Raw genomic sequence first — 9,742 nt, forward strand, 5'->3', positions numbered from 1 at the left:
CTCCGAGGGCGGGGCCGTGATGGAGAGCCCATCGGCGGGCGGGCCCGCCGGAACGGGGCCGGCGGCCGGGTGGCCGGGAGACGGGCCGAGCGGGTCCGGGGCCGCCGCCGGGGTGTTCGGGCCCGCTCCGCTGATGACTCCGCCGCCGGGGCCGCCCGCGCCGGGGGCGGCCCCTTCGGGCGGGGAGCAGACCGTCGTGCCCGGGCCGCGGGACGCGGTGCCCGCGCCCGGCAAGGTCACCGTCAGCGTCGCGGCCGCCTCCGCGCCGGGGGAGAGCGGGCGCGGACGGCGGGTGAGCTGCACCGTCGCGCTGGCCGTGGCCGGCGCACTGGCCGCGGTGACCGTGGGACTCGGGGCGCTGCTGCAGCCGTGGGGCGGCGGTGAACAGGACTCGGCGGGCAGCGCGCCCTCCGCCTCCCACTCGTCCTCCGCGTCGCGGCCGGCCGACGGCCGGACACAGGAGCCGGGCAGCACCCAGGGCGCCCAGACGCCGTCCCCCAGCCGCGGCGGGCACTCGTCGGGCGCCGTCCCGGCCCGTTACATCGGCACCTGGGAGGGCCAGGCCACCGGACTCGGCGGCAGCCTGCCCATGGGCACCTTCCGACTCACCGTGCACCGGGCGGGCCCCGGACAGGAGCTGGGGCGGCTGCAGCAGACCGACCAGCTCGGCGGCGTCTGCACCGACCTCCTCACCCTGAAGAAGGTGACGGACACGGGCATCGAGGCGACCTCGGCGGGCGCACCGGGCAACCACGCGGGCTGCAACCCCACACCCCACCCGGTGCGGTTGACGCCGGTGGGCGACGACCTGAAGTACACGTCGGACAGCTCGGCCGAGGGCAATCCCGTCGCCCGGATGTCGAAGGTGGGCTGATCCCGGGCCCATGAGCACCACACCGACGAGTACCGCACTGCTGGACACCGCACTGACCAGCGTCGCGGGGGCGAGCACCGGCGTGCTGGTCCTCCTCGCCGCGCTGTGGGGCTCGGCGGCGGGCGCGCTGCTCCCGCGGGCCGCCTACCGGTTCGCCGCCCCGGACGAGGAGCCGTGGCGGGACCGGTGCCCCGCGGGCCACCCCGTCCGCGGCTGGCTCGGCCGGGTGGCGTGCGGGGAGTGCGGCCACGGACCACAGCCGGCGGCGCCCTCCGCCGTCCGGCTCGCCGTCGCCACCGCCCTGGTCTGCGCCGCGCTCGCCGCGGCCACCGGCACCCGGCCCGAGCTGGCCGTCTGGCTGCTGCTCGCCCCGGTGTGGGTGCTGCTGGCCGCGGTTGACCTGCGGGTGCGGCGGCTGCCCGACCCGCTGACCCTGCCGCTCGCGGCCACCGCGCTCGCCCTGCTCGGCCTGGCCGCGCTGCTGCCCGAGCACGCCGGGCACTGGCTCACCGCGCTGTACGGCGCCCTCGCGCTCGGCGCCGGCTACTTCGTGCTGTTCCTCGTCAACTCGGCGGGCATGGGCTTCGGAGACGTGAAGCTGGCGCTGGGCGCGGGCGCCGTCCTCGGCTGGTACGGCTGGCCCACCGTCCTGCTCGGCACCTTCGCCGGCTTCCTGCTCGGCGCGCTCTACGGCGGAGCACTGGTCGTCGCCCGCCGGGCGGACCGCAGGACGGCGATCCCGTTCGGGCCGTTCCTCCTCGCCGGAGTCGTCGCGGGTCTGCTGATCGGCGCGTACGCGGCCTGACGGCGGGCGCACCAGAGGGCTGGCGTAGGCTGGTTCGGTCCGTCCACAACCCTTGACGAAAGGGACGCCCGGTGACCGAGAAGGCCGACCTCGCTTCCGTTGATGTCACAGCCGTACTCGACCGAGCGGCGGCGGGCGGACGCATCACGCCCGAGGAAGCGCTGGTCCTCTACCGCGACGCGCCGCTGCACGCGCTGGGCGCCGCCGCCGACGCCGTGCGCCGCCGCAAGTACGCCGGCATCGAGCACATCGCGACGTACATCATCGAGCGCAACATCAACTACACGAACGTGTGTGTCACGGCGTGCAAGTTCTGCGCCTTCTACGCGGCCCCCAAGGACACCGCCAAGGGCTGGACCCGCGACCTCGACGACATACTGCGCCGCTGCGCCGAGACGGTCGAACTGGGCGGCACCCAGATCATGTTCCAGGGCGGCCACCACCCGGACTACGGCGTCGAGTACTACGAGACGCACTTCAAGGCCATCAAGGACGCCTTCCCGCAGCTGGTGATCCACTCACTGGGCGCCTCCGAGGTCGAGCACATGGCCCGGATCAGCGGCGTCCCGGTGGAAGAGGCCATCACCCGCATCCACGAGGCGGGCCTCGACTCCTTCGCCGGCGCCGGCGCCGAACTCCTCCCGGAGCGGCCGCGCAAGGCCATCGCCCCGCTGAAGGAGAGCGGCGAGCGCTGGCTGGAGATCATGGAGGCCGCGCACAGGCTGGGTGTGGAGTCGACGTCCACCATGCTGATGGGCACGGGCGAGACGAACGCCGAGCGCATCGAGCACCTGCGCATGATCCGGGACGTGCAGGACCGTACGGGCGGCTTCCGCGCCTTCATCCCGTACACCTACCAGCCCGAGAACAACCACCTGAAGGGCCGCACCCAGGCGACCCTCTTCGAGTACCTGCGGATGATCGCGATCGCCCGCATCTTCCTCGACAACGTCCGGCACATCCAGGGTTCGTGGCTGACCACCGGCAAGGAGGTCGGCCAGCTCTCCCTGCACTACGGCGCCGACGACCTCGGCTCGATCATGCTGGAGGAGAACGTGGTCTCCTCGGCCGGCGCCAAGCACCGCTCCAACCGGCTCGAGATCATCGACCTCATCCGCAAGGCGGGCCGTGTCCCGGCGCAGCGCGCCACGACCTACGAGCACCTCGTGGTGCACGACGACCCGGCGAACGACCCGGTCGACGACCGGGTGGTCTCCCACATCTCCTCCACGGCGATCGAGGGCGGCACCGCCCACCCCGAACTGAAGCTGCTGGCCTCCAACTAGAGCGGACCAGGGGTCCCGTTGCTGACACTTCACGTCGCCGAGCACTCGCCCGGGACGGCGGTCCTCGTCGACGGCGCGTCGCTCGCCGCCGTCGGCCCGTTCCAGGAACTGGCCGACGGCCACCCGCGGGCGCGGGTGCGGCACTGGCCCGGCATCCTGACCCCGGGCCTGCTGAACCCGTACGGCCCGGAGCTGCTGGAGGCCACCTACCACCCCGACCCGCGCGAGGCCGATGCGCTCGGCACCGAGCCCATCGGCGGGGAGCGGGCCCGGGAGATCTTCCGCGCCGACCCGGCGCGCCTCGGCGCGAGCGCGCGGCGCGGGGTGCAGCGGATGCTGGCGCACGGCACGGTGGCGGTGGCCGGGGAACTGCGGTCGCGGGCCGCGCTCGACGCGGTGCGCCGGGCGGGCCTCGCGGTGGGACAGCGGCCGGACCGGCTCCCGGGACCGGCGGCGCTGTCCCCGGCACCGCTGATCCTGCTGCCCGGCCTGGCGCCGGGCGGCCCCGCCCGGTTCGCCGTGTTCGACGTCGGCGACCGCGCCGAACTGGTCCGGCGCGGTGCCGGTACCTGTGTGGCGACCGTGATCGGCGGGCGGCTGGTGTACCGCGCCCGCTGATCGATGAACGGCGGGCCGTCGCCGCCGAGTCGGTGAGTCCGTCCCCCTCGGCGTCGACGTCGGCCCGCTGTGACCCGGCGACGACGACGTGGCCGCCAGGAAGAAGCCGCGACTTATCCCCGGGGGCGGTGCTGCAACAATGGGCGGGTGACCCGCGCTTCCCTGAACAAGCAGCCGCACGAAGTCGCCTCGATGTTCGACGACGTGGCGGAACGGTACGACCTGACCAACGACGTGCTGTCGCTCGGCCAGGACCGGCGCTGGCGCAAGGAGGTGGCGAAGGCGGTCGACGCGCGCCCCGCGCAGAAGATCCTCGACCTCGCGGCCGGCACGGCGACCTCCTCGCTGCCCTTCGCGCAGGCGGGCGCCTACGTGGTGCCCTGCGACTTCTCGCTCGGGATGCTCCAGGTCGGCAAGAAGCGCAACACCTGGCTGCCGTTCACGGCGGGCGACGCGACGCGGCTGCCGTTCCGTGACGACACCTTCGACGCCGTCACGATCTCCTTCGGGCTGCGCAACGTGCAGGACACCGACGCGGCCCTGCGCGAGATGTACCGGGTCACCCGGCCCGGCGGGCGCGTGGTGATCTGCGAGTTCTCGCACCCGACCTGGGCGCCCTTCCGCACCGTCTACACCGAGTACCTGATGCGCGCGCTGCCGCCGGTCGCGCGCAAGGTGTCCTCGAACCCGGACGCGTACGTCTACCTCGCCGAGTCCATCCGGGCCTGGCCCGACCAGCCCGCCCTCGCCGAACGGCTGCGCAAGGCGGGCTGGTCGAAGGTGGCCTGGCGCAACCTGACCGGCGGTGTGGTCGCCCTGCACCGGGGCTTCAAGGAGAGCTGAACCCCGCCGGGACGCAGCGGCGTGGCGGTGCGATCAGCGGTTGATCATCTCGACGGCGTCCCCGGGCTCGCCCAGTTCCCGTTGGATCCCTCCGGAGGGCGGCCGGGGTATGCGTGGCTCGCGCACGCCTCCACCGCCCTCGCCCTCGCCGAAGTCGAACCACACGTAGACCATCGAGTCCGGCGGCACCTCGGAGCCGGGCTGCGGATACTGGCGTACGACGTAGTCGACGACCGTGTGAGCGAAGTCGGGGCGGTCCGGCGCGTTGAGGAACAGGCCCCGCGCCCGGGCCGTTTCGCGCGCGTCCATGGCCATGAGACCGACCAGACGAGGAACGCGCGTCTCAGGTGATTTGGGTGTTATACGCACAGATGTCACCCCCAGCGGTACTGGCAGGGTAACTCCGTGCCGGTGCCATGCGGAAGCACCAAGTGGCTATCTGTAACAGTTGGTTACTTTCGGTGACCGAAATGGTGATCGCCGCTTCCGGTCACAGGTCGAGCCGGTAGCAGTGCCCCTCCCGCTCCGAGGACGGGGTCGTGAACTGCTCCGCGAGCCGCATGCCCAGCCGCCGGGTGACCGCGATGGAGCGGGCGTTGCGCGCGTCGACCATCGCCACCACGCGCGGGACCCCCGCCTCCCGCAGCCGGCCGAGGGTCTCCTCGGCCGCCGACGAGGCGTAACCCAGACCCCAGTGCGCCCGGCCGAGCCGCCAGCCGATCTCGATCTCGCCCGCCGGACCCCACGCGTGCGGCCACGGCTGTGCGCCGGTGAAACCGACGACGTCCCCGGAGCCGTCCAGCACCGACCAGAGGCAGAACCCCCGCTCCGCGTCGTGCCGGCGCTGTCGCGCGGTCAGCTCCTCGTAGACCGAGAGTTCGGCGGCGCGGCCGCCGTGGAACTCCATGACCTCGGGGTCGGCGAAGACCCGGTGCCAGGCGAACGCGTCCTCGTCGGTGGGCACACGCAGCCGTACTGCGGGGAGAGCTCGGTTCACTGGGCAACCCTTCAGCCGGGTGATCAATTCTGCTGAATAGACTGCCCGTGTCCAGTGCCGGTCGGCACGCAGATTCAGAACCTTGGGGAGATCCCGCCGTGACCGAGCCCCTCTCCGACAACAGCGCCGATGTGATCGTCGTGGGCGCGGGGCCAGCCGGCTCCACCACCGCTTACCACCTGGCCAAGGCAGGTCTCGACGTCCTGCTGCTGGAGAAGACCGAGTTCCCCCGGGAGAAGGTCTGCGGCGACGGCCTGACCCCGCGCGCGGTCAAGCAGCTCGTGGCGATGGGCATCGACATCTCCGAGGAAGCGGGCTGGCTGCGCAACAAGGGCCTGCGGATCATCGGCGGCGGCGTCCGTCTCCAGCTCGACTGGCCCGATCTCGCCTCCTTCCCCGACTACGGCCTCGTCCGCAAGCGCGACGACTTCGACGAGCAGCTCGCCCGCAACGCCCAGAAGGCCGGCGCCCGCCTGTACGAGCGCTGCAACGTCTCCGGCCCCGTCGTCGACGACCGCACCGGGCGCATCACCGGCGTGACCGCCAGGCTCGGCGAGGAGAAGCGCGAGGTCACCTTCCACGCGCCGCTCGTCGTCGCCGCCGACGGCAACTCCACCCGCCTGTCCCTCGCGATGGGCCTGCACCGCCGCGAGGACCGCCCGATGGGCGTCGCGGTCCGGACGTACTTCGAGAGCCCCCGGCACGAGGACGACTACCTGGAGTCCTGGCTGGAGCTGTGGGACCGCCGCGGCGCCCAGGACCGCCTGCTGCCCGGCTACGGCTGGATCTTCGGCATGGGCGACGGCACCTCCAACGTCGGCCTCGGCGTGCTCAACACCTCGGCCGCCTTCAAGGAGCTCGACTGGCGCGAGATCCTCAAGGCCTGGTGCGCGTCCATGCCCGAGGACTGGGGGTACACCCCCGAGAACATGACCGGCCCGATCCGCGGCGCCGCCCTGCCCATGGCCTTCAACCGCCAGCCCCACTACACCAAGGGCCTGATGCTCGTCGGCGACGCCGGCGGCCTGGTGAACCCGTTCAACGGCGAGGGCATCGCCTACGCCATGGAGTCCGGCCAGCTCGCCGCCGACGTCGTCGTCCAGGCCCACGCGCGGGCCACGCCCGCCCAGCGCGAGATCGCGCTGCAGCGCTACCCGCGCGTCCTCAAGGACACCTACGGCGGCTACTACAGCCTCGGCCGCGCCTTCGTGAAGCTCATCGGCAACCCGAAGGTCATGCAGATCGCCGCCCAGCGCGGCCTCACCCACCCGATGCTGATGAAGTTCACCCTCAAGCTCCTGGCCAACCTCACCGAGCCCACCGGCGGCGACGCCATGGACCGCATCATCAACGGCCTGAGCCGGGTGGCCCCGAAGGCGTGAACGCCGGCTAGGGCCTGTTGCGAAAGTGGTCCTCTGCCGTGCGACGCCCGGCACGCGGCCGCCCTCCGGGCGACGAGGCCACTTTCGCAACAGGCCCTAGGCCCGGCTCAGCTGCTCGGCCCTGGCGGCCCGGCGGGCGAACACCTCGTCCCGCCGGTCCGCCATCTGCCGCAGCGCGTCCTTCTTCTCCCGTTTCGAGAGCCGGTCCAGGTAGAGATGGCCCTCGGTGTGGTCGGTCTCGTGGACCAGGCAGCGCGCGAAGTACCCCGTGCCCTCGATCAGCAGCGGGCTGCCGTCCCTGTCCTGCCCGCGCACCACGGCGCGTTCGGGCCGCGGCACGCTCATCACGGCACCCGGCACGGACAGGCACCCCTCGCCCTCGTCGATCAGCCGCCGCCCGGCGGAAGCGGCCTCCAGCACCGGATTGACGACATGCCCGACATGCCGGACTCCGTCGTCATCGGGGCAGTCGTACACGAACAGCCGCAGATCCACCCCGACCTGATTCGCCGCCAGTCCCGCGCCCTCGGCGACGTACATGGTGAGGAACATGTCGTCGATGAGCGCGGCGAGGTCGGGCCCGAACTCGGTCACGTCCCGGCAGGGCCGGTGCAGGACCTCCTCGCCGACCTCGGTGATGCGGCGCACCGCACCGCGTCCGGCCTCGGGGGCGTGGCGGGGGTAGTGGTCGGCGGGGGCTCCCTGGACGAAAACGCTCGGCATCGCCGTGTCTCCCTGCGTCGTGAGGATGTCTCGGACGGGGAGACCGCGGGGCCCCGGCCTCCGGGACCCCTCCCCGCCCTGCGGGTCTCATGACAACAGAACGGGCCCGGCCGTCACAGGGGCACGCCGGACACGTGGGACCCGCCGGAACCGGCCGTGAGGCGCCGCGGACGGCCTCCGGCGACCGTGGGTACGGCGGACGCCACGGACGCCGAAGGGCCGCTGCCCCCGAGCGGCTGCGGCCCTACGTGCGTGAGACGGCGTCCCGAGTGCTCAGAGCACCCGCACGGCGCCGGTCGGCGGGTCGTACGACAGCGGGTGCTCCCCGACGCCGCTGGACGGGTTCTGCGCGCCGACGAACATGCCGTCGCCCACGTACACCGCGACGTGGTACGCGCTGCCCGCGCTGCCCCAGTACAGGATGTCGCCCGGCTGCAGGTTGCTCAGCGAGACCTGGGTGCCGGCCGTCGACTGGTCCTGGGAGACGCGCGGCAGGCTGATGCCCACCTGCTTGAAGGCCGTCTGCACCAGACCGGAGCAGTCGTAGGCCGAGGGACCGGTGGCGCCGGAGACGTACGCCTTGCCGATCTGCGCCTTCACGAAGTCGACGACGGCGGCGGCCGAACCGGTGGCCGTGGACGTGCTGGTGGAGGTGGAGGTCGAGACGGTCGTGCCCGCCGTCGTGGAGAGCGTCGTGCGCTCCGCGTTGCGCGAGGCACGCGCCGCGGCGGCCTTCCGGGCGGCCTCCTGGGCCTTCTTCTTGGCCTCCGCCGCCTTCTGCTTCGCGTCCGCAAGGTCCGACTTGGCCTGCTTGGCGGCGTTTGCGGCGGCCGCGTCACGCTCGGCCTGCAGCTGGTAGTTGGCGGCGGCCTGCTGCGTGGCGTCAGCGGACTGGGCGACCTGAGCGGCCAGGTCGGCCGTCAGGGTGGGCAGTTCGAGGGTCTGCGTCACGGGCTCGGCCGCGTTGGCCGAGCCGGCCGCCCCGGCTACTGCCAGGGTGCCGAGAACGCCACCGGCAACTCCCGCCCGCATCGCGATGGTGGACGCGCTGCGGCGGGGCTTCCGGTGGCTGCGTATGTGAGCGGTGTGGGACATGGGAACAACCGGTACCAGGGGCTCCTTCATATCTTCAAGAAACGTGTGGTGCGCCACAGTTACTCAATCGAGGCCCAAAAAGCCGGGCGTGTGGCTCTTTATTGACGCCGTAACGGACATTGCGGACCCACGCGATCAAGCCCTTGATCACGGTCTTTGATCATTAAGTCCGAATTGCCCCGCGCCTACCATCGGTTGAGGTCGATGGCCAAGCCCCGTTCTCGGACGACTCTCATCGGTGTGGCGGAGGTCACGGAACGGCTGCCCGGAGGGTGGCGTCTCGCGCGGCCGGCGGTTCGTGAACGCGTGCACGCGTCCGCACCTCGTCCACATCGCGTCCCGGACCTCCTCCTGACGTGTGAACGCGGCTCTCTATCAGGGGGCACCGTCCAACGCCAATTTGCATGCAACGGAACTCTCTTGATATGGAGACGACCCCTCTGGCCTGCGGTGACGAGCGAAAATGTCACTTCTGGTGATCAGCTGAACGCTTCGCGTGCGAAGATCACCCATCATCCGACTTCATGATCCTTCGTCAGGTGGTGGAGATCACAAAGCTTGTGTAATACCCCGTGTCGCAGATCACAGAGCGGCAGGCATAAGATGCGAGGCAGTTGGGCTTGTGACCTGCTTCACATGTTCTCGATCTTCGCCCGGAACGGGCGTGGTTCCTGGGACCGGTGGGGCGGACGTGAGCCCAGTGCAACCGCCAGCAGTCAGTGCCGACTGAGAGGAGCGAGGAGCGGTGAACGCGTATGCGCCCATCCTCGTACTGGGAGCCCTCGGGGCAGGCTTTGCGATCTTCTCCGTGGTCATGGCCACGCTGATCGGTCCGAAGCGGTACAACCGGGCCAAGCTCGAGGCCTACGAGTGCGGCATCGAGCCGACCCCCACGCCGGCCGGCGGCGGGCGCTTCCCCATCAAGTACTACCTGACGGCGATGCTCTTCATCGTCTTCGACATCGAGATCGTCTTCCTCTACCCCTGGGCCGTCACCTTCGACGCCCTGGGTGTTTTCGGGCTCGTGGAGATGCTGCTCTTCGTGCTCACCGTCTTCGTCGCGTACGCGTACGTATGGCGGCGCGGCGGCCTGGAATGGGACTGAGGGGCCTTTAAAGA

11 protein-coding genes are annotated in these 9,742 nt (G+C 71.6%); 7 read left to right on the top strand and 4 right to left on the bottom strand.

The annotated features are described in order from the left end of the window. The first annotated feature begins 196 nt into the window (after nucleotides 1–196). The 5 genes from V7E45_RS05340 to V7E45_RS05360 all read left to right on the top strand — a co-directional run bounded on the left by V7E45_RS05340 (nucleotide 197) and on the right by V7E45_RS05360 (nucleotide 4,426). Nucleotides 197–874, top strand: a complete 678-nt coding sequence (locus V7E45_RS05340; RefSeq protein ID WP_333772904.1) for a hypothetical protein — start codon at nucleotides 197–199, stop codon at nucleotides 872–874. Between the two features lie 10 nt (nucleotides 875–884). Then, entirely contained in the window at nucleotides 885–1,679 is a 795-nt protein-coding gene (locus V7E45_RS05345; RefSeq protein WP_333772905.1) for an A24 family peptidase, read from the top strand. Nucleotides 1,680–1,750: 71 nt separating this feature from the next. Then, nucleotides 1,751–2,965: a cyclic dehypoxanthinyl futalosine synthase gene (gene mqnC, locus V7E45_RS05350; protein ID WP_333772906.1), complete on the top strand. Its 1,215-nt coding sequence runs from the start codon at nucleotides 1,751–1,753 to the stop codon at nucleotides 2,963–2,965. An 18-nt stretch (nucleotides 2,966–2,983) separates the two neighbouring features. Beyond that, nucleotides 2,984–3,583: a hypothetical protein gene (locus V7E45_RS05355; protein ID WP_333772907.1), complete on the top strand. Its 600-nt coding sequence runs from the start codon at nucleotides 2,984–2,986 to the stop codon at nucleotides 3,581–3,583. Nucleotides 3,584–3,730: 147 nt separating this feature from the next. Beyond that, nucleotides 3,731–4,426 carry a demethylmenaquinone methyltransferase gene (locus V7E45_RS05360; RefSeq protein ID WP_333772908.1) on the top strand — a complete coding sequence of 232 codons (696 nt, stop codon included), beginning with the start codon at nucleotides 3,731–3,733 and terminating at the stop codon, nucleotides 4,424–4,426. A gap of 33 nt (nucleotides 4,427–4,459) precedes the next feature. On the opposite strand, the gene V7E45_RS05365 is transcribed toward V7E45_RS05360, so the two are convergent. Both V7E45_RS05365 and V7E45_RS05370 read right to left on the bottom strand, forming a co-directional pair. Next, complete coding sequence (locus V7E45_RS05365; RefSeq protein ID WP_333772909.1) at nucleotides 4,460–4,795, bottom strand: PASTA domain-containing protein; 336 nt, start codon at nucleotides 4,793–4,795, stop codon at nucleotides 4,460–4,462. Between the two features lie 121 nt (nucleotides 4,796–4,916). Further along, complete coding sequence (locus V7E45_RS05370; protein ID WP_333772910.1) at nucleotides 4,917–5,423, bottom strand: GNAT family N-acetyltransferase; 507 nt, start codon at nucleotides 5,421–5,423, stop codon at nucleotides 4,917–4,919. Nucleotides 5,424–5,521: 98 nt separating this feature from the next. Between V7E45_RS05370 and V7E45_RS05375 the strand changes: the two genes are divergently transcribed. Then, on the top strand, nucleotides 5,522–6,805 hold the full coding sequence (locus tag V7E45_RS05375; RefSeq protein WP_333772911.1) for a geranylgeranyl reductase family protein: 1,284 nt from the start codon (nucleotides 5,522–5,524) through the stop codon (nucleotides 6,803–6,805). A gap of 96 nt (nucleotides 6,806–6,901) precedes the next feature. Here the strand turns inward: V7E45_RS05375 and def are convergent, their stop codons facing one another. Both def and V7E45_RS05385 read right to left on the bottom strand, forming a co-directional pair. Continuing rightward, complete coding sequence (gene def, locus V7E45_RS05380; RefSeq protein ID WP_333772912.1) at nucleotides 6,902–7,528, bottom strand: peptide deformylase; 627 nt, start codon at nucleotides 7,526–7,528, stop codon at nucleotides 6,902–6,904. A gap of 273 nt (nucleotides 7,529–7,801) precedes the next feature. After that, nucleotides 7,802–8,623 (bottom strand): C40 family peptidase, encoded by an 822-nt coding sequence (locus V7E45_RS05385; protein WP_333772913.1) that lies wholly within the window; start codon nucleotides 8,621–8,623, stop codon nucleotides 7,802–7,804. A gap of 745 nt (nucleotides 8,624–9,368) precedes the next feature. Here V7E45_RS05385 and V7E45_RS05390 point away from each other — a divergent pair. Continuing rightward, nucleotides 9,369–9,728, top strand: coding sequence for an NADH-quinone oxidoreductase subunit A (locus tag V7E45_RS05390; RefSeq protein ID WP_007383963.1), 360 nt, complete (start codon nucleotides 9,369–9,371; stop codon nucleotides 9,726–9,728). Nucleotides 9,729–9,742 lie beyond the last annotated feature (14 nt).

It is taken from the genome of Streptomyces sp. IBSBF 3136 (assembly GCF_036815105.1).
Classification (GTDB): Bacteria; Actinomycetota; Actinomycetes; order Streptomycetales; family Streptomycetaceae; genus Streptomyces.